General features: G+C 50.0%; 22 protein-coding genes. 8 read left to right on the plus strand and 14 right to left on the minus strand.

The annotated features are described in order from the left end of the window. Positions 1–57: 57 nt before the first annotated feature. The 4 genes from rsmG to ACZ5ZV_RS11855 are packed head-to-tail and all read left to right on the plus strand — an operon-like array spanning position 58 to position 3,237. Positions 58–933, plus strand: coding sequence for a 16S rRNA (guanine(527)-N(7))-methyltransferase RsmG (gene rsmG / locus ACZ5ZV_RS11840; RefSeq protein ID WP_464117205.1), 876 nt, complete (start codon positions 58–60; stop codon positions 931–933). Beyond that, on the plus strand, positions 933–2,060 hold the full coding sequence (locus ACZ5ZV_RS11845) for a winged helix-turn-helix domain-containing protein (RefSeq protein WP_464117206.1): 1,128 nt from the start codon (positions 933–935) through the stop codon (positions 2,058–2,060). The genes rsmG and ACZ5ZV_RS11845 overlap by 1 nt, the downstream gene beginning before the upstream one ends. Beyond that, positions 2,057–2,467 carry a hypothetical protein gene (locus ACZ5ZV_RS11850; protein ID WP_464117207.1) on the plus strand — a complete coding sequence of 137 codons (411 nt, stop codon included), beginning with the start codon at positions 2,057–2,059 and terminating at the stop codon, positions 2,465–2,467. Before ACZ5ZV_RS11845 ends, ACZ5ZV_RS11850 begins: the two co-directional genes overlap by 4 nt. A gap of 11 nt (positions 2,468–2,478) precedes the next feature. Next, the gene (locus ACZ5ZV_RS11855) at positions 2,479–3,237 is read left to right on the plus strand and encodes a TrmH family RNA methyltransferase (RefSeq protein WP_464117208.1); all 759 of its coding nucleotides are present in this window, start codon (positions 2,479–2,481) and stop codon (positions 3,235–3,237) included. A gap of 53 nt (positions 3,238–3,290) precedes the next feature. Here the strand turns inward: ACZ5ZV_RS11855 and ACZ5ZV_RS11860 are convergent, their stop codons facing one another. From ACZ5ZV_RS11860 to rpmI, 8 genes are all read right to left on the minus strand, one after another. Further along, positions 3,291–4,019, minus strand: coding sequence for a DNA alkylation repair protein (locus ACZ5ZV_RS11860; RefSeq protein ID WP_464117209.1), 729 nt, complete (start codon positions 4,017–4,019; stop codon positions 3,291–3,293). Positions 4,020–4,118: 99 nt separating this feature from the next. Then, a complete protein-coding gene (locus ACZ5ZV_RS11865) occupies positions 4,119–5,000 on the minus strand; it encodes a mevalonate kinase family protein (RefSeq protein WP_464117210.1) in 882 nt (293 codons plus the stop codon). Then, positions 4,990–5,970, minus strand: a complete 981-nt coding sequence (gene mvaD, locus ACZ5ZV_RS11870; protein ID WP_464117211.1) for a diphosphomevalonate decarboxylase — start codon at positions 5,968–5,970, stop codon at positions 4,990–4,992. The genes ACZ5ZV_RS11865 and mvaD overlap by 11 nt, the downstream gene beginning before the upstream one ends. Then, the gene (locus ACZ5ZV_RS11875; protein ID WP_464117212.1) at positions 5,967–6,866 is read right to left on the minus strand and encodes a hypothetical protein; all 900 of its coding nucleotides are present in this window, start codon (positions 6,864–6,866) and stop codon (positions 5,967–5,969) included. The genes mvaD and ACZ5ZV_RS11875 overlap by 4 nt, the downstream gene beginning before the upstream one ends. A 9-nt stretch (positions 6,867–6,875) precedes the next feature. Continuing rightward, a complete protein-coding gene (locus ACZ5ZV_RS11880) occupies positions 6,876–8,192 on the minus strand; it encodes a hydroxymethylglutaryl-CoA reductase, degradative (protein ID WP_464117213.1) in 1,317 nt (438 codons plus the stop codon). Beyond that, entirely contained in the window at positions 8,189–9,232 is a 1,044-nt protein-coding gene (gene fni / locus ACZ5ZV_RS11885; protein ID WP_464117214.1) for a type 2 isopentenyl-diphosphate Delta-isomerase, read from the minus strand. The genes ACZ5ZV_RS11880 and fni overlap by 4 nt, the downstream gene beginning before the upstream one ends. 58 nt (positions 9,233–9,290) lie before the next feature. Beyond that, positions 9,291–9,638 carry a 50S ribosomal protein L20 gene (gene rplT, locus ACZ5ZV_RS11890; RefSeq protein ID WP_011164103.1) on the minus strand — a complete coding sequence of 116 codons (348 nt, stop codon included), beginning with the start codon at positions 9,636–9,638 and terminating at the stop codon, positions 9,291–9,293. A 62-nt stretch (positions 9,639–9,700) separates the two neighbouring features. Then, complete coding sequence (rpmI, locus tag ACZ5ZV_RS11895) at positions 9,701–9,892, minus strand: 50S ribosomal protein L35 (protein WP_142695939.1); 192 nt, start codon at positions 9,890–9,892, stop codon at positions 9,701–9,703. Positions 9,893–10,313: 421 nt separating this feature from the next. On the opposite strand from rpmI, the gene ACZ5ZV_RS11900 reads away from it, so the two are divergent. Then, the gene (locus ACZ5ZV_RS11900; RefSeq protein WP_464117215.1) at positions 10,314–18,707 is read left to right on the plus strand and encodes an RCC1 domain-containing protein; all 8,394 of its coding nucleotides are present in this window, start codon (positions 10,314–10,316) and stop codon (positions 18,705–18,707) included. 31 nt (positions 18,708–18,738) lie between these two features. Further along, the gene (locus ACZ5ZV_RS11905) at positions 18,739–19,764 is read left to right on the plus strand and encodes an alpha/beta hydrolase-fold protein (RefSeq protein ID WP_464117216.1); all 1,026 of its coding nucleotides are present in this window, start codon (positions 18,739–18,741) and stop codon (positions 19,762–19,764) included. Between the two features lie 4 nt (positions 19,765–19,768). Here ACZ5ZV_RS11905 and dtd read toward each other — a convergent pair whose 3' ends face one another. From dtd to ACZ5ZV_RS11925, 4 genes are all read right to left on the minus strand, one after another. After that, positions 19,769–20,206, minus strand: coding sequence for a D-aminoacyl-tRNA deacylase (gene dtd / locus ACZ5ZV_RS11910; RefSeq protein WP_464117217.1), 438 nt, complete (start codon positions 20,204–20,206; stop codon positions 19,769–19,771). 214 nt (positions 20,207–20,420) lie between these two features. Then, positions 20,421–21,017, minus strand: a complete 597-nt coding sequence (gene infC, locus ACZ5ZV_RS11915; RefSeq protein ID WP_464117218.1) for a translation initiation factor IF-3 — start codon at positions 21,015–21,017, stop codon at positions 20,421–20,423. An 89-nt stretch (positions 21,018–21,106) separates the two neighbouring features. After that, positions 21,107–23,071, minus strand: coding sequence for a threonine--tRNA ligase (gene thrS, locus ACZ5ZV_RS11920; RefSeq protein WP_464117219.1), 1,965 nt, complete (start codon positions 23,069–23,071; stop codon positions 21,107–21,109). Between the two features lie 157 nt (positions 23,072–23,228). Beyond that, positions 23,229–23,906 carry a PilZ domain-containing protein gene (locus ACZ5ZV_RS11925; protein ID WP_464117220.1) on the minus strand — a complete coding sequence of 226 codons (678 nt, stop codon included), beginning with the start codon at positions 23,904–23,906 and terminating at the stop codon, positions 23,229–23,231. Between the two features lie 215 nt (positions 23,907–24,121). On the opposite strand from ACZ5ZV_RS11925, the gene ACZ5ZV_RS11930 reads away from it, so the two are divergent. Beyond that, a complete protein-coding gene (locus ACZ5ZV_RS11930) occupies positions 24,122–24,451 on the plus strand; it encodes a hypothetical protein (RefSeq protein WP_464117221.1) in 330 nt (109 codons plus the stop codon). A gap of 41 nt (positions 24,452–24,492) precedes the next feature. Here ACZ5ZV_RS11930 and ACZ5ZV_RS11935 read toward each other — a convergent pair whose 3' ends face one another. After that, entirely contained in the window at positions 24,493–25,056 is a 564-nt protein-coding gene (locus ACZ5ZV_RS11935; protein WP_464117222.1) for a hypothetical protein, read from the minus strand. A 247-nt stretch (positions 25,057–25,303) separates the two neighbouring features. Here ACZ5ZV_RS11935 and ACZ5ZV_RS11940 point away from each other — a divergent pair, with 247 nt between their 5' ends. Beyond that, positions 25,304–25,528, plus strand: coding sequence for a hypothetical protein (locus tag ACZ5ZV_RS11940; protein ID WP_464117223.1), 225 nt, complete (start codon positions 25,304–25,306; stop codon positions 25,526–25,528). Here ACZ5ZV_RS11940 and ACZ5ZV_RS11945 read toward each other — a convergent pair. Then, a complete protein-coding gene (locus ACZ5ZV_RS11945) occupies positions 25,525–26,724 on the minus strand; it encodes a molybdopterin oxidoreductase (RefSeq protein WP_464117224.1) in 1,200 nt (399 codons plus the stop codon). The two genes, ACZ5ZV_RS11940 and ACZ5ZV_RS11945, sit on opposite strands and share 4 nt — an antisense overlap. Positions 26,725–26,730 lie beyond the last annotated feature (6 nt).

Here is a 26,730-nt window from a genome sequence, read left to right on the forward strand (position 1 = left end):
ACGGCGCAGAAAAAGCTTGAGGTTTAGGGCCTTTAGACCTATCTTTCCCCACCTACTATGGCCCATAAGAATAAGACCAACTACAGTCCCTACAAAGCCCGCCAAGAAGCCCGTAAACAGGCTCTTGGTGCAGCCAAGCCTGCCTCTTCTGCAGGCACTGGCAACATGGGCCGCCACAAAAAACCGGAAACCATCTACGACATCCATGAGGCCAATGACCGCCTGGCCGATGTTTTCCGCAATCATAACTTCGACCTGGTCAGCCACGCACAGAGACAGCAACTGGCGCACTTTTATCGCCTTTTGATGTTGAATCAGGAAAAAGAGAACTTCACTCGCCTGCTGAAGTTGCGTGATATTGCCATTAAGCACTTTATCGACAGTATCATTATCACCAAGTACACGGACTTGCAGTTTCCGCTGCTGGACGTGGGCACCGGCCCGGGCTTCCCGGGGATTCCATTGAAGATCATGTACCCGGATCAGAAGATCCTGCTGGGTGAAGGTGTTCAGCGCCGCGTGGAGTTCTTAAAGCACGTGCGCAGCGAAATGAATCTGCAGAATCTGGACATTTTAGGCCGCAACATCAATCGTCACTGTGTCTATCCAGTACGCGGCGCCATCACTCGCGCTGTGGAAGACATTAGCAACACTCTGGGCAACGTGATGAGCTGCCTGCAAGTCGGTGGCAAAGTCTATTTCATGAAAGGTCCGGGTGTTGATCCCGAGATCAAAGCCGCCAAGGACCAGTGGTCTCAGTACTACAAGCTGGTTCAGGATGTGGCCTATTCACTTCCCAACACTCCTCATGAACGCCGCCTGGTGGTTTATGAAAAAATCAAGGATATGCCTTTGCCGGAAGAAGATGAAGGCGAAGAGCTGCTGATGGATGAACTTTCCGGCGATGAAAAAAGACGGTGGGCTAAGTACTGATGACGAACGCCACACTGAATTCTTCTTTACTAATTGCGCGCCTGCAGCACCGTCAAGGTGACCTGCATGAGGCCCGCCTATCGTGTGAAGAAGCCATGGTGGTGGCCAAAAATCAAAAAAACAACTCTGACTGGATTGAGGCCGCCCGCCTGTTCTTCCAGTGCTGTCATGAACTTGAGACTTTGGATGAAGTAAAAAGTCTGATGGATCAAGTGTTGTTGTTTCACCGCAACACGCAAGACCTGAACGAACAGGCTTTGGCTGAAAACCTGATCGGCTCGTGGCTTCTGGCCAGCAATAAGATTCAAGAATCCGAGATGTACATCAACTCGTCCATCTCCAAAGCTTCACAAACTCAGGATCTGGACACTTTGGCTCGCGCCTTGTTCACTCTGGCGCTGGCCAAAGCCTTCAATCCAGAAACCTATGGCCAATGTCTGCAGCAACTTGAAAAGCTGGATATTATTCTGACCGAACTGGACAGCCCTGAAATCAAACTGAGTTCTGCCCAGCTGCGCGGCTTTATCTACACCCAGACTAAAAAGTTCGACCGCGCTCTGGAGATTTTGTGGGACAGCTATGAAAAGGCCAAGGCGCATGGATTCCTTTTGTTGATCTCCAGCATCCTGGCTCAAATGGCCCGGATTCATCGCGACCAGGGACACACTGAACAGCACCGCATCTATGCCGAGCTGGCTCTGCGTGGAATCAGTCAGGAACGTGCGCCGCGAATCTATCGTCTGATATCTAGCCTGTGCCCGGAAGGCCTGACACCTTCAACCCCACAGCATGACTTCTTGATTGATGAAGCCTCTCGAATTGTTCGCGAAAAGCACAAAGGGGCTATTGATTTTAAAAATCAACACATCCTCTATGAACTGGCTCTTTTGTTTATCAAGAATGCCGGCCAACGCTATTCAAAAGAGGCCCTGGTCGAAATCATCTGGCATCAGTCCTATCATCCAGACCTGCATGATAATCTGATCTATGTTTCCATCAAACGTCTGCGCACGTTGCTGGAACCTGACCTGGAAAGCCCACGCTACATCCTGCGTGATCGCAAAGGATATTATTTTAATCCCCAAACGCATGTTCAGTTTAAAAATGCGGAGGAAATGACGAAATGAAAAACCTCATACTCTTAATCCTGACAGTTTTCAGTCTTTCTGCCACGGCTCGCGGTCCCGGCGACGGCCCCATTGTTCCATGGCCAACAAGTGTTTCTTTGCACAACATCACATGCGAAGACCTGCAAGGCGAATGGGTGGCCTACAGTCACAACACGATCTGGTTTGTAAATCTGGAAATGCGCCCTGACGCTCTTTCCACAATTCGTATGACATCCAACGCCCTGTTCACCCATAAAGCCAAAGGTTGGCTGGAGCCAGGAGATCGTCTGTTCTACGGAAAACTGGCGATGGATAGCAATCACATCTATGACGTGATCGTATTCCGTGACAGTGAAGGCACCAAGATTCGTGTGATCCAAGGAGCCAACAAGTTCTTTGATCTTAAGCTTTACAATCGCAAGTAGGACCGGAATTTATGATCGAAATCAGCTCTAAAACCAACGATCACTTCCGCCGCTGGGCCGACCTTTCTTCGGCCCGTGGAATCAAAAAACATCAGGAATTCATCCTGATGGGAGAAAAACTGATTCACGAATTCCTGGAAAATCCATCCTTCCGCGTGAAGGCCGAAATCGTGAATGAAGATCTGAAGTCTTTGACGATGACAGCAGCCTCCTTGAAAGGTCAGCGCATCCCCGTGTTCAAACTTCCGAAAGCTCTTTTTAATGAGATCGACGTCGTTGGAACTCACTTTAATCTTCTGGTCCTGGAGCCAAAAGAAATCACTCCCCTGAAGGAAGGCGCCAAGCCCGAAGGGCTAGAGGTGATTTCTCCGCTGGGCGATCCTTCCAATTTGGGGGCCCTGGCACGTTCCGCACTGGCCTTTGGCGCAAGCAAAATGATTCTGACTGAGGAATCGTGCAACCCTTATCACCCCAAAGCCATCAAAGCCTCTGCTGGGGCCCTGCTGAAACTGCCTCTGTACAAAATCGGCAAATTCACGGAGTTCGTCGCCGCGAATGAACAGATTTACGCCTTGGATATGAAGGGCGAAAATGTCGCGAGCTTCAAATGGCCCAAGAACCTGCGTCTGGCTATCGGAGAAGAAGGCCCGGGCTTTAGCGGCCTGAAGGGGCTGCAACGCCTTGCTGTCGCCACACAGAGCGTGGAATCACTCAATGCCACCGTGGCAGCGAGTATTGCTCTTTACAGCTATTCCTGCGCTCAGAACTAACATGGTTCTTTTTGCAGATTGGCTGCATCGCCGGGTCTTGGTGCCCGGCTTTTTTATTTACGCTTTAGATATTTCTTTTTCTGGGCAGGATTCAGACGCTCGATGGAATAACGAAGCATCGTGCGTGGCATCTCCTGCGCGCATTGATCTAAAAACTCCGTCAGATCCTTTTCACAGACTCTCTTCCCCACCTCGCGAAGCATCCACCCCACTGCTTTGTGAATCAGATCTTCGGGGTCATGCAAAAGAATCCGGGCCAACTTCAGAGTGTCCTGGCTTTCCTTCTTATAGATAAAATGGAACGTGCTAAGGATGGCAATTCGCCGCTCCCAAATGTTCTTGGATCTGGCAAGCTTGTACAAAACTTGCCTTGGCCGATCTTGCAGATAAACACCCACAATGCCCGGAGCCGAGGTGTCAACCAAGTCCCAGTTATTCACTTTTTTCGCGTTCTTTAAATAGAATCGATAGAGGCGACCTTGCTGAGCAGAATCTGCTTTTTGAAACTGAGCCAGAAGCATCAGCAGCGAGATCAACAGCTCTTCGTGGATTTTGGAATTCAACAATTTTTCTATATCTTGCAGACTCAGCGCCGAGAAGTATTTCTTGGCCAGCGCGCGGGACCGAGGCACAGTCAGACCGACGAAGACGTCCCCTTCGCCGTACTCCCCTTTGCCCGTTTTGAAAAATCTTTGCAAAACTGCGACACGGTTTTTATCTGCGCTACGATGGATATCTTGTCGCAATCGAAAAAGGGACAGCTCTTCTTCCTTGCGCCTCATAACCAACAACCTCCGGGGAAAACATTGAAAGTCGCTACCCAAGAAGAGTAACGCAGGATTGCCAGAAAAAACAACCAGGCACCTTTTGCCAGGCGTCTTCTAGCAAGGGATGAGGTTGAGGTTTGGTGGGGCGGGTTTGGTCCACAGAGACAGGACGTAACCTCCGCCGCCGGAGCCGGTGGGTTTTACAGCCAGAGCGCCTTGGTCTTTCAGCCATTGAATGTGTTTGGCGGGTTCGCCTTCATTCAGATTCCATTTTTCAAAACATCCTGCCGCCAAATTAATGGCCTCGGCCAAAGCCGGCAAACCCTGGGCCGCATCCATTTTCAAGGCCGCTTCCGCCGCACTGACCGCCTGGCGCATTTGCATGTCGATGGCTTCACCGCACGCAGGATCTTTCAATAACAAATCTTTGACCTTGTTCACGGCATCCACGGTGACACCCCGTTTGCCAGAGTATGAAATATACCAGTGCGGTCGCCAAGCCATCACAAGTGGAGTCCTGGCACCGTCGCGCACAAAGCGCAAGCCTTCACCGGACAATGCCACAGCGATGTCGACTCCACTGGATTCCCCATGGAAAAGATTTTCCAGATTTCGGGCAAACTCATAGTAATCCGCTTCGTCAACGTAACTCAGATATCCCAGCCAACGGGTCAAAGCCACACACAAAGCCGCCGAGGCGCCCATGCCCGCCCCGACAGGAATGGAAGATTCCAGAAGAAGCGTGCCCTTAAGATCAGTTCGAGAGATCTTTTTTAACTCGCAGGCTTTTTCCAGAACTCCCCAGATCAGAAGTTGCAACTCTTTGCCATGATCTCCGACCAGGCGAAGCTCCAATGGGTTGTCCCCTTTAGAATAACTCAGATCCAGATTGCGGGACTGAATGGGAACAACCAGCGCCGGAGAACCTCGCAAAACGGAATGTTCCCCGACCAGGATGCACTTACCATAGGACTTGCAGGTAAAATCAATGGACATTGTCTTTCACACCTTCAAAAGCCAAAACCTTGAAGTCCTTCTTGAAATGTTCACGGTACTGTTCAAATTGTTTTTTCTGATCGTTGCGGAATAGAAGATGCACATTCGCGCCCGCATCCATAGTCACCAGAGGTCCATCCTGCCACTTGTTCCAGAAAGCCTGACAGTCATCCAAAACCTTCTTCGAACCCTCAGTCATATAACTGAAAGACGGTGTGCTGGTTTCAAACAAGCGGTGCATGTCGATGAACTCATCCCAGACAATCTGACGGGCCAAATGCCAGTCATTGAAGCGCATGGCATTGGCAAGATCCTTCAGGCGCATTTCAGCTCGTTCCGGACGGCCTTCAAATCTTGGACTGGTGGTCACTAGTTTGTGCGCCTCAGAGCTGGACACTTCTTTTTTGGAGTCTTCCACGATCACCACCATGTGGTGCAGGTCTTTGAACTCCAACCCCATGGGTTCGGCATATTCATGCTGCCACAAGGCCCATGGACTGAATAAAGAACGACATGAAGAACCCGAACCCTGGCGGGACAGCTCAGAAAGATATTTTTTATCCGTGCCCCAGGGTTGAGGATGGATCTGCTGGAACATCTCTGCCGCAGCCAACGTCAGCGCCGCGAAGCTGGAAGCCGAACTTGCCAGCCCACAGTCAGAGGGGAAGTTATTGGCAGACTCGATCAGGAAGTTCTGCTTTACGCCCCACTTTTCTTTCAGGTTTTGCAAGTGCTTGATAAAACGCTGCTGGCCTTTTTCAGATAGTTCGATCTTCTGCAGGTCTTCTCGCACCAAAGGCTTCCACTGATCAGAACCACCCTCGATTTCAGTCAGTCGCACAAAGGTGCGCAGGTTTTCCAAAGTGTAGGACAAAGACCCATTTGTGGGTTTATTGCCGGAACCTTCGATCTTACCCATGTATTTGATCAAAGCGATATTGGATGGAGCAGAGACAGTCACTTGTTTCATAAGCTTCCCCGATTCTTAAGTCCTTCAGAGATTTTATCAGAGGATGAAAGCAGGGAAAGTCCCATGCTTTCACAGTAGTTTTTAAATTCTTGAGATTCCCCGCGCCCAATGACCGCCAGGATCACGTCGGCCCCCAAGGCGCCACAGCCTTTCGCGGCCCGAACTCCTGGGATCCTGCGGATTTCCTCAAGCAATTGCAAGGTCGGATCACACGTGAAGCCCAATTGTTGCAATTCGAATGCATAAGACTTGATACCTTCGACAAACAGATCACTTTCTTGTTTTTCAAAGGCTTCACGAATCAGAGCAAAAGCAGTTTCCAAGCCATGGGTTTGGAACACTGGCAAGTTACGCAGGTGTTCATGCGTAGCAAGTTTGTTGCCCGTATGAACCAAATGGAATTCCAAATCTGCAAACGGCCACCCCTTCACCGAGATCAGCCCCTGGCGTTTTTCAAAGAACGTCAAAGACCCTTTTAATTGCCCCACCAGATCGGCGCCACTGGGGCGCTGCCCTTGGCCGGTCCAAGCAACCTTGTAGTATTCTTCCAGCAGGGGTTTAAAGTCCAAATGCTTTTCCATATCCTGCTGATGAGTTTCCTTCAGAAGCCACATCGCATACACGGAAAGAAACTGCGCCGTGGAGGCACCGAAGCCCCCTTTGCCGGCATAAGCATCGCGAAACTGGATGTCAAAATTTTTAAAATATTCACGGTGTTTGGCGACGAACAAGCCAGCTGGTGACTCGGGATGGATCCCCTGCAAACGCCCAGTACCCATTGAAACTTCCGTTTCAAAACATGGCTGGGACAAAAACACCAGCGTCGGCCCTCCAGCGAGGGCCAGGTATTCACCAGCCAGAAAAGTTTTTCCAGGGACCGAGAAGACCAAAGACAAGGCCTTCTCCTAAGAATGATGTTGAGTCGTCGTTGCCTGCGCTTTTTGAGCCGCGCGAAGTTCTTTTAGAACATCGATGGCATTGCTCAGGGAGATGCGCTTGCGAATCGCCAGAATTTCCTCCAGCTTTTTTTGCACCATCGGAATTTCTTTTTCTTCCGCACCGGCACCCAAAGCCAGATTCTTAGTATGAAGCTTCATATGACCCTCGATGATTCCCACCGTGGTCAGCGCTTTCAAAGCACCAAGATTCTGCACCAAACCCACCGCCGCAATAATACGGGACAATTCATTGGCAGATTTTGTGTCCAGCATCTTCATGGAAAGCATTGCCGTCGGATGCAATGTGGTCACACCCCCCACAGTCCCCACAACCAGCGGCGCTTCAAACACACCCACCAGACTTTTGCCTTCACGGTACCAGCGAGTGATGGAGCGGTACTGACCATCGCGGCAGGCATAGGCATGAATCCCCGCCTCCACCGCACGCCAGTCGTTACCTGTTGCAATCAAGATCGGATCAATTCCGTTCAAAACGCCCTTGTTGTTGGTGGCCGCACGATACGGATCCTGCTGGGCAAACAAAGAAGCTTCTTCGATTTTTTCAGCCAATTCAGGTTCGATATCGTCAATGCGAACCACCGCACGGGTGATCTTTGAATCCACCAGATTGGAAAGGATGCACATCGTGACCTTTTCGCCGGTGAATTGTTCAATCGGCTCTTTCAGGTATTCACACACCTGATTGATTATGTTCGCACCCATGGCGTCGCACGGGTCCATCAGAATGTGAATCACGGCCATATCGGTGCCGTCGCCCCGAGGCACACGGCGGACTTGCAAGTCACGCACTCCACCCCCGCGACGAACCAAACCGAAGGCCACTTCACGGTTGGCAGCTTCAATCAGATAATTTTTTTGAGCCAGAATCTGTTTTTCAAAATCGACAAAGTTGCGGATTTTCGCCAGTTGAATCTGACCTATGATCTCATTCCCCACAACCTCAGTGGTGATGGAGCCGGATTCACGGATCCACTTGGCTGTTTTAGAGCACGCGGCCACGATGGAGGTTTCCTCCACCGCCATAGGCACGACAAAGTCTTTGCCGTCCACGCGCATGTTGGTCACAACACCCAGTGGAAGCTGGAAATAGCCGATCACATTTTCGATAAATTTCTCGCCCAGGGACGTGTCTTTCAAACCGCCCTTGGCCAGATATTCGGCCTCTGCCTCGTTCAATGCACCGACTTCTTTAAGTGCTTTCAGACGCTCTTCGCGGGAAAGTTTTGAAAAGCCTTTAAAGATATCCTGAAGTTGTTTTGTCATTGAATCACCTTCTTGCTTTGGAGGTCTTTCAGATTGCGACAGCCCGTGCAGAACATCGTTACTTTCAACTCTGTCTCTAAACGGGTCAGCAGATTTTCAAGAGCCTCATCGCCTTGAAGGGCCGCTTCCAGGAAAGGTTTTGCAACCCCGACTTTAGAAGCACCCAACGCCATTAGTTTACCAATTTCCAAACCATTTCTCACGCCGCCCGATGCCCAGAGCTGATACTCTACCCGGGCTTCTTTGCCATTTAACAAACTTTGAGTGGTGCTAATGCCCCAGTCCGCGAAAGTCTGCGCCACCTGATAAAGCATCTGGGATTCTTCGGAGCGGTAACCTTCCACTCGACCCCAGTGAGTTCCCCCTTTACCACTGACATCCACGGCATAGATACCAGTGTTTTCCAGACGCTTTAACGTCGGTACGGAAAAACCACAACCCGTTTCCTTCACGATCACCGGAACACCTGCAAGCTTCACCAGATTTTCGATGGCCTGCAAACCATTGCGGAACTCTGTGGTTCCTTCGGGCTGCAAAACTTCCTGCAGGGGATTCAAGTGAACAAACAAGGCCACCGCCTCTGTGGAATCAATCAAGCGGCGGATTTTATCAATAGGAGACTTAATCAGTTGAGCGATTCCAATGTTTCCCAAGAAACGGGCCTTCGGCGCTTGCTTACGCACCTTAGTCCACTCTTCGGCTGCATTGGAATCTTCCAACTCACGACGTTGTGACCCAACACCCATAAGGATCTGACGACGATCACTGAGACGGGCCAAAGCCTCGTTGATCTCGCGGCCCTTTTCATGGCCTGCGGTCATGGAAGAAATAAAAATAGGAGAGGACAGTGGGATGGCATCCCCGGAAAAAACAAAAGAGGTCGAAATCTCGACCTCTTTATAATTCAGATCAGGCAAAGCCTCGTGAATTAAAGTGATCGAGTCCAATCCATTTTGTCCTTCGGTCTGAGACCTTGGATCCAGCGCGATTCTGATGTGATCGCGCTTTCTTTGTTCAAACTGGTTTTTGGACTCGTCCATTCAGCGGCTCCCTTATACAGAAGCTAACTTACTCCGGAAAAACCGGAGTGAAAGCCAATTACGCCAAAGCGTGTTTGCAAAGCGCAGTGAATGCTGCTGCGTCGTTGATTGCAAGGTCAGCCAAGATTTTACGGTCAACTTGGATGCCAGCTTTAATCAAGCCACCGATCAAACGAGAGTATGTAGTCCCGTTCAAACGAGCTGCTGCATTGATACGTTGATTCCACAAAGTGCGGAAGTTACGTTTGTTAACTTTACGGTCGCGGTAAGCGAACGCCATACCACGGTCGTTTTTCTCAACTGCGTGGATGTAAGCGCGAGAACCAGCGCTGTAGTAACCTTTTGCTCTTTTAAGAACTTTTTTGTGACGAGCACGATTTGTTTTACCAGATTTTACACGAGCCATTTTAAACCTCATTACGCCACGGACTTAGCCGGGCACAGAAAAGACAATTTTTAAAAATTAGATTAGAATACCAAGCAACGACGAGCTTGTAGCAAGTTCGCGTCTTCAACGTATGATGTCTTACCTAGTTGTCTTTTCGTCTTAGAGCTCATGTGAGAGTTCAAGTGACGCATGCGAGTGCTTTTTTTCTTAATTTTGCCGCTTGAAAGAACTTTCATGCGTTTTTTAGCGCCAGAATGAGTGCGCATTTTCATAGTGCATACCTTCTACCGATAAGGCGTTCTTCCCGACAGGGAGGACTCTTAACCATTGCCTTAGCCAGTCATAATTACGGACTCACCGTTTTAGGTCGAAAGGGACGGGAAATCAAGCTTTTTGAGGACTTAGAGAGAGCCTCTTTAAAAACGAGATATTCTCTTGTTTTTCTGGCGACCTCGGTCATTACAGACTTATAATCTTGCCCGCAAAGCCCTGGTATTCAAAGGATTGCAGCCAGAAAGCCTTGTGTTTCCACGAGTTTCCAGAACATTTTACAGATTTTTGACCGTTTAGCGTTGCTCCGAAAAAACCGATTAAGAACCCATGATTGGAACGTTTCTTAACACCACTAGGTTGTCCGGCCGGAGCTTTATAGGTCTCCTGCTTTCTCTTCCGCTGTTGCTGGCGGGATGTACATTGGAATTGCAACTGGCTGGTGAAAACTCCATCCCCACAACTTTAAAATGGAACGGCGACAGCATGACCCAACAAGGTCTGCTGAAAGCTGAATGGAACCGTCCCCTTAAAGCCGACATCAAAGAACAACAAGTTCTCTATTTCCGTGGGGATTCTTGTGAAACTCCGATTCTGCCCGTGGCCCATGTGGGTCCTTCGGAATCCTCTCACCTTCCGACCTTCACTCCTGAAGACGGTGTTGAATACACGTTCAAAGTTTTTGTTCTTCTGGCTAACGGAAGCATGAGTTCTTCCTCGTGCTCAAATCCGATCACTTATATGGGCGCGTTTTCTTTGGAAAGCCTGTCTCAATCCTTGATCAACGAAAACAACGTGGCTGCGGCCCCTTTCAAAGGGACTTGTCTTTTAGGGTCCGTGATTGAGTTTTCTGCCGGAGCCAGCACAAATCTTAAAACCTTCACCTGCTCGGATCGTCAATGGACCGAGAATCTGGATCTGAGTTCCCTGCCCGCCCTTTTCAGCGGAGATCTGATTGCCCAGGTGACACCTCCAGGCGGCAGTGCCAAGGAATATCGTCTGGCTATCACGAAGGACGTGGTGCCTCCGACAATCACACTGGACAGTTTGCCTGTGATCATGTCCTTAAATCAAACGGCCTATATTATCAGTGGCACTTGCTCTGAAGTAAATCGTCCTGTGACTTTATCTGTGGGCACTCTACAGGACACGGCCCCTTGCACCAGCGGCACTTACACGAAGACTCTGGATCTGACCTCCTTGTCCGGAGCTTCCGTCACCATCACCGCCACTCACGAAGATCCTGTGGGCAACACGCGAACAGCGACGGCCACGGTGAACCGTGATGTCACGGGCCCGGTGGTTTCCTCGTTGGCTCTGAATAACGGAGCGGCCGTGACGAACTCTTTGTCCGCCACTTTGAACAGCTCTGTGAGCGATGTTACAGAAATGCTTCTGACTTCCAATGCCGCGTGCAGTGGAGGCTCCTGGATTGCCTACAATGCTGCGGCTCCATGGACATTGACCAGCGCCAACGCGACTAACACAGTTTATGCCAAATTCAGAGATGCCAACGGCAATGAAACTGCGTGTTTGAATGATGATATTCTGCACGACAATATTGCTCCGACTCTGGCGTTTACTTTGCCGACCTCTGGAGCTTTAGTTCATTCAGGAAATGTTACAGCTTTCACTGTGAGCGGAACTTGTTCAGAAGATGCCCGCCCTATCACTCTTTCCGGACCGGCCTCCTTCGTGGCTACGACGGTTTGTTCCGGCAGCAGCTTTTCTGCCATTCTGGATTTAAGCTCGCTGCCTCAGGGAACTTTCCAACTGTCCGCCACTTTAAGTGATGCGGCCGGGAATTCTGAAACTGCAAACTCGCCCACCTATCTAAAAGACACCGACGGGCCTACGGGTTCATTAACTATCAATGCTGGTGCCGCGACAACCAATGATCTGGACGTGACCTTGGGTCTGACCGGCACTGATGCCGATGAAATGTATATCACCAATACTGCGGGATGTTCTGCAGGTGGCTCGTGGGAAAATTTTGCTACCAGTAAGACTTGGACTCTGCCAACTGCCGATGCGCTTAATACTGTCTATGTAAAATACAAAGACAATGCTGGCAACGCATCGCCGTGCTATAGCGACAGTATCACCCACGTCAGTACTTTTCCATCCCTGTCACTGGCGTCCCCGGTGGATGGCACCTATATCAATCTGGCCACTGTTTCTGCCTTTGTGATTTCCGGAGCGTGTTCTGAAGAAGGCCGTCCCGTGGATATCGCCGTGACCGGACAAAGTGCCACGACAGCAACGTGTACCAGCGGTGCCTGGACAAAGACTTTGGATTTAAGTTCTTCGCCTCAAGGCAATTTGACCTTCACACTGAATCATACACGCGCCAACGGTGCTGCAGCTTCGGAAGTGAATAAGGTCTTTAATAAAGACACGGTGGTCCCCACTGTAGATAGTTTTTCTATCAACAATGGCGATCCCTACACCAACAGTTTAAGTGCAACCTTATACAGCACCACCACGGATGGTGTACAGATGTATGCGACCAACACGGCTCTGTGCCTGAATGGCGGTTCGTGGGAAACTTATGCCGCCAGCAAATCCTGGACTTTACCTGCTACCAACAATACCAACACCGTGTATTTCAAAGTCTGCGATCTTGCTGGCAATGAATCTGACTGTGCGTTTGATTCCATCATCCATGATTCCGTCATCCCAACAGTGTCTTTAACTTCTCCGGTGGCGGGAACCTTTATCAACTCCCTCAATCAGGCGGCTTTTGCCTTATCAGGAGCCTGTTCGGAAAATGGTCAGGCCGTTAATCTGTCCGTGACAGGTCACCCCGGTGTGACTGGAACTGCCACGTGCACCGGAACAACATGGTCCACCACCATGGACTTGAGTTCATTGGCAGACACCTCCGGAACTCCTTATACGATCGTGGCGTCACACAGTCGTGCCAGTGGTAATAACATCACAGCCAGCAGCACCTACCCTAAGGATGCGCAAGCTCCGGCCGCGGCCACTTTATCTGGGGCTCCAACCGGAACAAATACTACGAACAGTTTGAATGTCACTGTGGGCGGAACAGACATCAGTCACTTCCGCTACTTTATTGTGCCTCCGGGTGGAGCGGAAGTTTGTACTAACAGTGCCGCTTACACAGGCAGTGACTATACCGCTGCTACAAAAATCACAGACCCCCTTTCGGCACAAGGAGCTTACAAGCTGTGTGTCTTTGGGCGCGATGCTGCTGGCAACTGGTCTACCGCCACTTCTCAGGCCACTTGGGTGCGCGACACGCAAGGTCCGGTGATTCTGAATGTGGATGCCATCACAGCGGACGGAGTTTATGGTCCGGGACAAACAATTCAAGTTCGCGTGAACTTTGATGAAAATGTCACTGTCACGGGAACTCCCCGTCTGACTTTAGAAACAGGCACGACAGATCGCGACGCGGTCTATGCCAGTGGTTCCGGGACGGCGTCTTTGATCTTTAACTATCAAGTCCAAACAAACGATCAAAATCCGGATCTGGATTATATCAGCACTTCAGCATTGGCCTCCGGCACTGTTCGTGATGCTTTAAATAACGATGCGAATCTGACTTTACCGGCTCCCGGTTCTGCCAATTCTTTGGCAGGAACCAAGAATATCAATATTGATGCTTACTCCAGTCCTCTGGCGAAAGCGATTATTAGCAATGCCCCGATGGGCGCTGACTCTGCGGGCAGTCTGAATATCACCGTCACAGGCCCCGATGTGGTGGCTTACAAATACAAAATGGGGCTTTACGATACAACAGATTGCTCCAGTAACAGCGACTACTCTAACGAAATTGTTGCGGCCACGCCGATCACGGATGATTTCAGTGCTCATCCCCACTATTCGATCTTCAAGATCTGTGTTCTGGGTAAAGACAGTTCTGGAAACTGGCAAAAGGCCTTCACGGCCACTCAAGGGCAATGGCACTATGTTGAGGACATCCCGACCTACAATCTTTGTGGCACAGTCAAGTCGACCACCGAATTGAAAGGTCGCTTGTATGATTCCGGTGGTCCCACTGCTGACTACAGTAATAATGAAACGATTGCGAACTGCTATTTCTCCATCAACACAGGCGCGGCTATTTCTGCTCTTGTCTCCTATGATACGGAAAACAACACAAACTATGACTTCCTAAGACTGCGCGAGACCGGAGCTGCGGGCGCGGTTATTCTTGGTCCTGTTGCGGGAACGGTCTACAACACTCCGGTGTCCTCAACTTCGGGAACTTTGTATGCAGAGTTTAAAAGTGATGGTTCTCAGGTTAAATCCGGTATCATTCTTTCCTGGGGTGGAATCCCCAACCTGTCCCCGACACTTTCTTTCACGGCAGCACTGAACTCCACTGTCAACACGGTTTATACAAGAACCGCCACAGCTGTCGGCATTAGTACAGCGACTGTGTTCTCGGTCTCTGGATATGATGCAGAAATTCGCAACGTCACAACCGGAACCAGCTTTGGATCTTCGGCTTTAGTGGAACCAGGAAACACCATCGAAGTGCGCATGACTTCCCCGAATGCAGCTGACCAGTATCGTCTGGCGCATATCCGCGCCGGTGATGTCAGTTACTATTGGACTGTGGCGACACCGTTAGCGCCCACGACTGTCTCTCATGTCACTTCCAGCAATGCCAATGGCACTTATAAGCCGGGTGATACTATCGATATTCAAGTCGTCTTTACAAAACCTGTGACTGTCGTCAGCCCGACTCCGGTCCTCAGTCTGGCAGCAGGCTCTGGAGTCACCGCCACTTACCTGAGCGGCAGCGGTTCTACTGAGCTGACTTTCCGTTATACGGTCGCTTATGAAAATGTCTCCGCTGATTTGGACTATTCAACAACGGCTCTGACTAATGCCACTTCCATTAAAGATGTTTTGAATAACAATGCCACGGCGACTCTGCCAGCGGTAGGATCTGCCAACTCTTTGGCAGGGCGAAAAGACCTGGTTATTGAAGGTTATCCGTCTGTGATCGCTTATGCCACGAATGTCCCGGCTTCCAATTCTGCGGTGACTTCGCTGGATGTCACTGTTGGAGGCCCTAATGTCGTGGCTTACAAATACAAACTGGGCACAGCGGCGGCAACAGACTGCTCGGTTGAAACTTCCTACAGTGCGGAAACAGCTGTCTCCACACATGTCACGGCAGATCTGACCACGTTTGCAGATGAACGTCTGAAACTGTGTCTTCTGGGGAAACACACCGACGGCACTTGGCAGCCATTGTGGCATCCTAGTGAATATCAGTGGGATCGCTATAACGTACAAAATCACTATTCTTTATGCACGAACTCTGCGACCACAGCCACAGCGGGATTCCTTTATGACTCTGGTGGGCCCAGTGGCATGTACACCAACGACGAAAACTGTCTGTTTGAAATCAATACGGGTGCGCCGATCACCTTGTCTTTCCTTAGGTTCAACACGGAAGCTTCCTGGGATAAAGTGACTGTCTATGATGGCACCATAGCCGGAACTGTTCTGTTGAACAACTACTCGGGAACAGTTTTGCCGGCAAGTCAAACAGCCAATTCCGGAAAGATGACATTTAAATTCACATCCGATGGCAGTGCGATTCGGGATGGCTGGATCGCTTACTGGGGAGCTGTAGGCCCATTGCTGACTACGGCACCGGTATTTACAAAGGTTCACAATGCAACCTTAAACACCCGCTACAACAGCACTAATGCCACTCTTGGAACCATCAGTCAGGCCGCCATTGCCACCGTCTCTGGTCACGATGCTATGATTCGTAACCTGACCACCGGCAGCTATTGGGGAACTTCCGTGCCGGTGAATTCCGGTCACGTTATCCAACTTCGCATGACCTCCCCCAGCGTCAATGCGCAAACCAATACGGCCACTGTCACTATCGGGAATGTCGTCGGCACCTGGGAAATCAATACTCCTTACCCTGCGCCAACTCCGATTCTGGCAGGCTACCCTGTGGGCGTTTCCACTGCCAACCCTCTGAGTGTCACCGTATCTGGCTTCCGTGTGAGTCAATACAAAAAAGCCATCATCACTTCCGGCACCTGCGCTTCGGCCACCTACTCTACTGCCATCGTTGCAACTACAACTATCGCCGACAATATTTCGGCGCTGCCAAATGGTCCGGTGACATTATGTGTATTGGGTGGTGATCAGACGAACTTGTTCCAGAACCCTGCCGATGCTGTTTCCGTCACGTGGTCCAAAGACAGCATATCCACTTTGAATATCACCAGCACCTTAATGAACAGAATCCAGGAAGGTGTGGGAAATCAAACTATCACCGTAAGTATGACTCCGGCGAAATTCTATGATGTGACGGCTTACTACAAAGTCTCTGGCGATGCGACAAATCCGGATCATCACAATCTGACTTCAGGCTTTATCACGATTCCGGCGAACACCACCACAGCCAGCATCACTGTGAATTTCCCGGACAACAATCTGGTTGATGGTGAAAAACTGATGAATCTGCACTTCACCCATACAGACTCGGCTTCAGCTGTTTTAGGAGCGGATTATCAGGTGCAGTACTTCATTGCCGATGATGAAATGAATCTGAAGGCTTCAAGCCTGTCCATCAGCCGTGGGCATCAATGTGCCATTATGGAAGATGCCTCCTTGCGCTGCTGGGGTGGCAATATGAATCGTCAGGTGACTGGTGTGAACACCGAATTCCAGACCTCCCCGGTCCCGATCACGATCGCCGGTGTGACAGGCTTCCGCAGTGTTACCACCGGGGAAAACCACACTTGTGCCATCAGCCTGGACAACAGACTCTTCTGTTGGGGAAGTAACGAAGATGGTCAAGTCGGTGGCGGCTCCAGCACCGGGACTCAGAACTCTCCATTGCATATTGATACCGGTGTCACTTATCTGTCGGTGGCTTCTGGTGACATGCATACCTGCGCGATCACCACTGATAACAAATTGAAATGCTGGGGACGCAACGAATACGGGCAATTGGGTCTGGGTGACACCTCGGAACGAACGTCACCAACGGACACGGACAATACAGCTTCCTACAAATATGTCGCGGCGGGCTCGCGCTCAACGTGCGCGATCCGTACGGATGATAAGCTCTTCTGCTGGGGTTACAATGCGAACTACCAACTGGGAGACCTCTCTGCAACAAACCGCAACCTCCCGACCGCTATTGATGCGACAGAATCCTACAAAATGGTGGCGGTTGGCTCCAAACACGGCTGCGCCATCACTCTGGCTGACACCATGAAATGCTGGGGAACCAACAACTATGGTCAGGTCGGCGACAACGGCGTTACCACTCGCAACCAGCCCGTGGCCGTCTATGGTGGCGATACCTATAAATTTGTAACCGTAAACGATGACAGCACCACAGCCACTGCGCGTGGATTCACCTGCGCCATCACCACAAGCAATATCCTGAAGTGCTGGGGCGCCAACATGTTGATGCAAATTGGTGACCCAAGTCTTGTCGCCCGTTATCAACCTACAGTGACGGATGCGGGAACCAACTATATCGATGTCCGTAACTCCGGTTCTCGCGCCTGTGGTATCACTCAATCCGGAGCTTTGAAATGCTGGGGGAATTTGACGGGTGATGGTTCTCCGTATAATGCCTATGTGTATGGCTCAGGGAACGGCAACTACATGTACCTACCAAAAATGACTCCGGTTCTGGATTCCACTTTCAGCAGTCTTTCGGTCTTCGGGTCTGATGGCATGGGTGACGCGTCTTCGGAAACTTGTGGTCTGTCCTCCAATAAACTTTTCTGCTGGGGCAGTATGGGATCCTCCTACGGTCCGTTTGGTGACGGCTCACAAACCAGCGTCCGTCGTTCTGCGCCGGTCATGCTGGACCCGGGCACGAACTACAGCTATATATCTCCGAAACGTCATTTTGATGTCTGCGCGATTACCAGCGCAGGACAAATGAAGTGCTGGGGATCAAACGCTGTCGGAGAGCTGGGAGAAGCCGCAGGCATCGGCCAGTCAGCCACCACTCCGAAAGTGGCCGACACCACAGCAACCTACAGCAAAGTTATTTCTTATGAAAATGCAACCTGCGGCATAACCACGACGGGTGTATTGAAGTGCTCGGGTTCGAACAATTTAGGCCGCTTGGGATTGGGAGACACTACGAGCAGAAGCTCTTTCACTGTCATCGATCCTGGTGTGTCTTACAGTGATATTGACATGGGTGTCGCTCATACGTGCGGTATCACGACCACTGGTGTGCTGAAATGCTGGGGGTCTAACAGTTCAGGACAAATTGCCAAGACATCCGGCACCAGTTCTTATTACCTGCCAGACGTGGTGGATTCCGGCGTATCCTATATCAAGGTTGCCTTAGGGCCTTATCACTCTTGCGGTATCACTTCGGCCAACAAGCTGAAATGTTGGGGACAAAACTTCAACGGTTTGCTGGGTGACGGAACCACTATGAACAGGTACACACCGACTCCTGCGGATGCCACCGCAGACTATACTGACATCTCGGCATCACCGACTCACACTTGCGGTGTTACCGGTGGTCAAATCAAGTGCTGGGGTAACGCAACCGGCTCGGGACTTGCCTCGCCTCATTTTGTCGGCAGCAACAGTGTGTTCCATACTCCTTTAGTGGTTGATGCTGCAACCACGAACTACACATCCGTCTATGCTGCCTACTATTCAACTTGCGGCAAAACGGCAGATGGAAATCTACGCTGCGTGGGTCGGGCCTTCGGTGGCAGCTTCGGCTTTGCCGACAGCGGAAGCTACAAGGGCTTCCCGGGCACTCCGAGCGGCATCTATCACCCGACGTTCATTCACAAATGGCAAGGTTATTGACCTTGAGTTCAAACGTGGCAGAATTTCAGTCATGATAACAACTGAAATTCTGCCCAATTACCGCGCTTATGAAACTCCGCAATTCAAAATCGAAACGTTGCGAATTGAAAGTGAAGTTCTTAAAATCAACCCTTTGAAAGATCCTCATGTGCGCTTTAATCCCCTGCTGGTTCCGCAAGCTGCCGGGCCGTGGCCTGTGGTTGTTGTCTTAAGTGGTTTCACGGGAAATGCACCGTTTTCTTTCAATCCAAAATTCAATGAGAAGAATCCGGTTCAGGTTATTCTGGAAGCGGCTGACAAAGGTGAAGCTCCGCAGGCGCTTTATGTTTTTGTCGATGCCTTGACGACTTGGGGTGGATCGCAGTTTATCAATTCCACGGCGACTGGAAATTATGAAGATTACATTATGACGGAGCTGATTCCGGCAGTGAAATCTCTTTATCCGGTGGCTAGCACTCGTGACCACTGGTGTGTCACAGGAGGCTCCAGTGGTGGTTACGGATCTTTGCACTTGGGTTCCAAGTATCCTGAGGTGTTTGGGCTGATTGCGGCTATTGCACCAGATTCATTTTTTGAAGCCAGTCTGCTGGGGGAATTCTATCAAACGCTGCCTTTGTGGGAAAAATATCAGTCAGGTTTAAAGGCGCTGGAAGAATTGCGCAATGGGCGTCTGACTAAAAACCGCAACTGGCATACCTTGTTGAATGCTTTCGGTATGGCCGCTTGTTATGCGCCCAAAGGTGATCATGGGGACTTCCACTTCCCGCTTTTGCGTGATGGCCGAAAAGATGAAAATGTCTGGAAGATGTTTTTAAGTAAAGATCCTCTGCACTTTTTGGCAAGAAGAGTTTCCGCACTGAAACAAGTTAACGGAATATATCTGGACGTCGGAACGAAGGACAATTTCCATCTTCAGTATGGGTGTCGCCAGATTTCAGAGCTTTTAAAACAAAATCAGGTTGCTCATGATTATATTGAATTCGACGGAAACCATTTTGACATTGGTGAACGGCGCATCGAGGTCTGGCGTTGGCTTTCCACTTTGTGGCGTGGTTAATTTATTAAACCTCTAGAATCAAAGTCACCGGGCCGTCATTCAGCAGACTGACTTTCATGTCGGCACCGAAAACACCGCCTTGAGTGGGAACCCCTTGAGATTCGCTGAGCTTCAAGGCTTTTTCATAGAAAGCTTTGGCAATATCGGGAGCTTCGGCATTGATAAAGCTGGGGCGATTGCCTTTAGAGGCATCCCCGAGCAATGTGAATTGAGACACAATCAAATGCTCCCCGCCCACATCTTTAAGCGACAAATTCATTTTGCCGGACTCATCAGGGAAAATTCTTAACGCCAGGATTTTTTGAATCAGCTTTTGCAGTTGTTCTTCGGTGTCGCCCTTGGCAACCCCTAACAGAGTCAGAAAACCACGCTGGATGCTGGACACATCTGTGCCTTCCACAACGACAGAGGCGTGTTGTACACGCTGAACCACGGCTTTCATAAATTCTCCTTTGAGGCTAATAAAAAAGCCCCCGTTTTCAACGAGGGCTTTAACAACTTCAATGCCATACTTCTTCAAAACTGCGGGGCCCCTCTTATGGAGGGCACCGCAGCAAGCACCTTTTTTTCTGCGGCGCTTCTGCAAAAGTAAGCAGGTACCTTTTTGCAAAACTGCCGGGGGTCCCCCTGTGGAGGGTACGGCAGCAGGTACCTTTTTACTCTTCGTCTTCTTCTTCGACTTCTTTTAGTTCAGCAAGTTCTTTGGTGTCTTGCTTGGACTTGTTCGGGTGAAGCTTTTGGTATTCTTTGATCTTGAGTGGGTCTGGACCCAACATCAGGAACATGTTCTTACCTTCCATCTTCGGTTGAGATTCAACCAAAGCCAGATCGTCAACAAAAGCGATACACTTCTTCATGACTTCCATGCCCAGCTCTTGGTGGGCCATTTCACGACCCATGAAGCGCAAGGAAACCTTCACCTTGTCACCATCCAAAAGGAAACGACGGGCGTGGTTCATCTTGGTTTCAAAGTCATGCTGGTCCGTGCGCGGACGCATTTGGATCTCTTTGATTGTTACAACGGTTTGTTTCTTACGAGCCGCAGTGGCCTGCTTCTTTTTCTCGTACTTCCACTTGCCGTAGTCCATGATTTTACATGTCGGTGGAGTCGCTGTTGGAGCAATCTCAAGAAGATCGAGGCCTCTATCTTCAGCAATACGTAACGCCTCAGGAACAGTCATCACACCCAACATGTTACCTTCATCGTCGATAACACGAATCTGTTGCGCGCGGATCTCACGGTTGACTCTCAAAGAGTCTTTAGAGTCTTTTTTGTTACGGTCAAAGCGACCGCCGCCTCTAAAATTACCTTCAAACTTGCTAATGGGAAACCTCCAGGGTTTTAGTTAGTCGCTGCAGCCTTCGCAAGTGAAGACTGAAGTTGTCGTTTATTAATATCATCCAAAATCGTGCTCATCACCTGATCGACAGTCAGACCTTTGTGTTCTGAACCATCACGCAGACGAAGAGACACGGTGCGAGTTTCAGCCTCTTTATCCCCCACGATAATCATGTATGGGATCTTCTGAAGCTGGGCCTCACGAATCTTATAATTTAGCTTCTCATTACGGCGGTCAAATTCAACTCTAACTTTGTGGTCTTTGAGAAGTTTCATGACTTCTTCACAGAACGTGTTCACACGGTCTGTGACGTTCAAGATTGCCACTTGAGTTGGACACAGCCACGGCGGCAGGTGACCGGCCGTATGCTCCAGGTAAACCCCGATAAAGCGCTCCAAGGACCCCAAAACCGCTCTGTGAAGCATTACGGGACGGTGTTCTTTGTTGTCTTCGCCGGTGTATTTCAAATCAAAGGCTTCAGGCATATTGAAGTCGACCTGAATGGTGCCCGTCTGCCAAGAACGGCCCAAAGCATCCACAAAGTGGAACTCTAACTTTGGTCCATAGAAGGCGCCCTCTCCCGGAGAGTATGCAAATGGCAGGTTCAGATCATTCAATGCGTCTGCCAAAGCCCCTTCGGAACGATCCCAGATGGAATCATCGCCCATTTTGTTTTCCGGACGAGTCGCCAAAAGGATCTTATAGTTTGGCATGCCCAAAGTCTGATAAATCTTATTCAGCATTTCCACGAAGCGGGAAATTTCCACCTTCAACTGATCCAAAGAACAGAAGATGTGCGCGTCATCCTGACAGAACGTACGAACACGCGTGATCCCGTGGATCGCGCCGGATTTTTCATAGCGGTGCAAACGACCGAAGTCCGCAATACGCAAAGGCAGCTCACGGTAAGAGTGCTTTTCTGCTCCGAACAAAAGACAGTGACTTGGACAGTTCATCGGCTTCAGTGCATTTTCACGCTCATCCAGCTTGGTGAAGTACATGTTGTCCTTGTAGTTCGCATAGTGACCGGACTTTTTGAACAATTCCGTATCAAACACCTGCGGCGTGATCACTTCCTGATAGTCGTACTGCAGGTAAAGCTCACGGATGTAGTTCACAAGTTCATTGTAAACAACCGTGCCCTTGCCCGTGAAGAATGGAGACGCTGGAGCGTATTCATGGAACATGAACATGCCCAGTTCTTTACCCAGCTTGCGGTGATCGCGTTTTTTGGCTTCTTCCAGATTGTGAAGATACTGTTCCAGGTCCTTTTTATCACCGAATGCTGTTGCATAGACACGCTGAAGCTGGGCGTTCTTTTCATCCCCTCTCCAGTAAGCACCGGCCACAGAAAGAAGCTTGAAGGCTTTGATCTGTCCTGTGCTTTGCACGTGAGGTCCACGGCAAAGGTCAAACCAACCTTCTCCGTTGAAGTAGATACCAACAACAGTTTCGCCCTTGCTTGCCAGGTCTTCGATCAATTCAACTTTGAAGCGCTCGCCCATGCCTTTGAAAGTTTCAATGGCTTTGGCAATCGGCCAGTTTTCACGGCGGATTGGCAGGTCTTTAGCGACGATATCAGACATCTTCTTTTCGATTTTTTCGAAATGCTCTTCCGTGAAGGCAAATGGAGAATCGAAGTCATAATAGAACCCGTTATCGATCACCGGGCCGATGGTCACTTTCACTTCCGGCCAGATATCCTGAACAGCCTGAGCCATGATGTGCGCGCAAGAGTGACGAATCACCTCCACCGCTTCAGGGCTTTTGGTGGTGATCAAGGCCACTTTGGTTTGATCTTTCAAAGGTGTGCGGAAATCAGAGATCTCGTTGGATCCATTGAGCTTCGCACCCAGGGTTTCTTTGGCCAAACGAGGACCAATAGATTGCGCCACTTCCAGCGCCGTTGGTTCATGATCAAAAACCTTCGTAGAGTTATCCGGCAGAATGATAGTAATTTGTGACATTAGTTTGCTTGCACTCCGGCTTCACCGGAGCATGAAAAGTCCGTCGCGAAACGAGCGGGACAGGTTAGAAAATGTGATGAATAATTGCGCATTTGCATCACATTAGTAGTAATCCCGCAAGGGGTCAGGGTCAACCCCAAATCAGCGCTGCCGAAAGCTAGGAAACGGCCAGGAACTGGACCCCGATGACCTGCTTGCCTTCGGGCGATTGAGTCACCCAACGAACCTGCGATTCCACAGAAACCCAAGTCCCATGCTGGTTCTTATACATCAAACTGATGAAGTCCTTCCTTTGCACCGGTTCATCGCCCAAAGTGATCTGAGCGCCCCCGGAGGAAAAGTCCACCATCATCCCCTCGCGCAGGAACTGAACCCAGGCTCCGGTGGGTGAGTTTTCCGCCATCACCGACTTCTTCAACATAACTTGGGACAGGACGGCCATGCGCTCTTGCTTACGACTGCGCACACTCTTACCGCTTAGGCGCTGCGTTATAAGATCCTCAATGCGTTCCCTTTCGGATTCACGCAAAACCAGAATCTGCGGGTGATTCAAAACCACCTGATGAACTGAGTTTTCAATACTTTGAGCAATAAAGATAAAAGACGCTTTAACTTTGGCATGCCCCCAGCTAAGGAAGGCTTGCACAGCACGCAGACTCAGGTAATCAGAGCGGACAATCACGTGGACTTCTCCTTGTTGAGACTTAAGAACTTCCTTTAACTCAGCCATGTTTTGTGAGCGATACCACCGCACGCCTCGCAGCTTCTGCAAGTACAGGGGAAGAATCTGACTCGAACTGAGATAAATTAGATCCTTAAGGGGTTCGTTTCGCATAAGGACCTTCATTGCAAAACGGAAGCCCACGGATCAGACCCGTCTATATTTGAGAACACCGTCGAACACGTGGACAGGCGTATAGAATGCTTTAAACAACATTGTTAAATTACTGATTTACCACAGCAAAAATACAAACCATTATCTCCAGAGAAAAACTCGCAAATCATTCAACACAACACCTCAACACTTCAACAACCCAATAAGGAGAAAACATGAAAACTATTTTTGTAGCTGTGGTGACAGCACTTGCGCTGGGCTCGATGGCACATGCCGAAGAAACGATTTCTGATAAAGCTTCCGCAGAAATGCAAAAAGCAAAAGAAACCACCAAAGAGGTTGCCGCCGAAGTCAAAGTGGAAGCCAAAAAGGCCGCCCGCAAGACCAAACGAGTGGCAAAAAAGGGCCTTCACCGCGCTGAAGAAGCCGTGTGCATGGAAGGCGACTTGAAGTGCGCTGCCAAAAAAGCCGGCAACCGCATGGAAGAAGCTAAAGACGCCACTGTTGACGCCGCTAAAGATGTGAAAGACGAAATGGGCAAATAAGACTCTAAGAGCCCAGACCTCTGGGCTCTTTTTTTCTCGACTCAGCGACACTGAAGAGCGATCCGCCGAAGCTCCGACAATTCATCACAGTCAAAACGCGACAGGCGCGAACAGACATAGTCGATACATGACACATCCACCAACCCCCGACAGATATTGGCAACTTCGAAGACCTCCAGCTTTTCATCGCAGGAAAAACGCGACATCCGACTGCAAATACTGGTCACGCAGGGACCACTGACATTGCGGCAGGCGCGGGTGACCTCGTACATATCATCCTTATCGTCACAATCAAACCGACTGAGCTGCTTGCAAACCGCCTCCACACAACGCCCCGGAAAACCTCCCCCGCCCCCATTATCTGGCGGACAGTTCGGAGGCCGGTTTGGAGGGGGATTACCAGGATTGCCGGGACTATCCGGCGGATAATCTTCAGGAGGCAAAGGTCGAGGCGGACTGCCCAGAATGGAAGCCCAAAGCTCCGGAGCCGCATAGTACTGGTCCACAAGCTGTTGGGTTTTAGAAGTCTTCACGGAAGATGCCGCTAAAGAATCCACGGTCGTCAAGAGTAACAAGATCACAAGCACAGAGAGCAAGTTTCTCATACGTCCTCCACACACCACCAAGAATGTGCCAAGAAGAAAGAGAAACAAGAAAAGTCGAAAAAACCAGACAAAATACACTCTAAAACAAAGCCACTTAACAAAAACCCCCAACACCCACAACGCACCATAGACGTAAAAAAACACCAGGCACCTTCTTCCCTTCTTCCGCGACCAGCAGCGCGTAGCGCGCTGTAGCCAGAAAAAACAACCAGGCACCTTTTCCGAAACAGCCTGGAGGGGGTTCGGGGTGGCGGAGAAGCACCCGATGCTGAATAAGAGCAATGAGGTGGAGGAGCCGGGGGCTTTGAGCCTCAAAACCAAGTTCCGCAGCGCCCGAAAGAACGGCGGCAGCAATCAGAAGAGTAAAAAGAATAAAAAAAGGGAGCCAGTAAAAGGCTCCCTTCGCGCGAGGATGTGTCCGAAGGTTTTGAGGCTCAAAGCCCCCGGCTCCTCCACCGGACGTTGCACTTAGTAAGCAACGTGGTGATTCAAAGCTTCGTGCATTCTTGGGTCTTTTACAGGAACCAAAGAGTGCTTAGACCAGAAGGACATGATGGTCAGCAGGAAGGCACCCGCGAAACCGGCGAAGATGCCGATTTCCCAGAATCCGAAGACCACGTGACCGTCGAAGAAGTTCGGGTAAACCATCCAGTAAATGTCCACGTATTGCATAACCAATACCAGTGCAGAAATCGCCAACACGTTCGTGTCGTTTCTTTTCGCACCACGAGGCAACAACGCCAGGAATGGAACCACGAAACGGAAGATCAGAAGCGCCATGGAAATGCTCATCCAGCCGCCTTGAGCACGAGCGATGTAGTACTCTGTCTCCTCAGGGATGTTCGCGTACCAGATCAACATGAACTGAGAGAACGCAATGTATGCCCAGAAGATCGAGAAGCCCTTCAGGTACTTCACAACGTCGTGCTGGTGCTCTTCCGTGATATAGCCTTTGACCAGGCCCGCACGTCTCATCAAGACGATCACGATAGCCAGGAATGCCATACCCGCCTGGAACATACCAGAGAAGCCATAGATTCCGAAGATGGTGGAATACCAGGTTGGCAGCAAAGACATCAGCAGATCCACGCAGAACAATGAGAACATCAATGCGTAGAACACGATGAAACCAACAGATGGAGCCACAGACTTCGTCGTCAGGGACTCGTCACCAGTTTTATCCTGCTTCAAAGAGTTCCCCACGATCACCTGACGGAAGATCATGCAGCCCACTGCGAAGATGAACAAACGGATCACAAAGCCACCCATATTCAGATAACCCGTTTTTGCCGCGATCACTGGATTTTCAGCAATCACTTCAGGGTTAGCCCAAGGATAAAGGTGTTTGAAACCCAACAACAAGATCAGACCACCGACAAGAATCGCTGGAATGAAAGACGTTGTCGCTTCAGCATAACGACGGATGGAAACAGACCAACCGGCTTTCGCCACGTTGTTGATCGCAATCCAGAACAAACCGCTGACAGCCATGCAGGAGAAATAGAAGAACGCCACCAAATAGGAAGTCCAAAGTCTGTCCTGGTTTTTCATCAAACCAACAACAAACGTCAGAATCCCGATAGCGATCAATGCAAAGCTCAGCGTTTTCAATTTCGCCGGAGCTTCGAACTTGGAAATATGTAGATTTACGTGATTGTGTTCGCCCATTTACAA

This window comes from Bdellovibrio sp. HAGR004, from assembly GCF_055397015.1.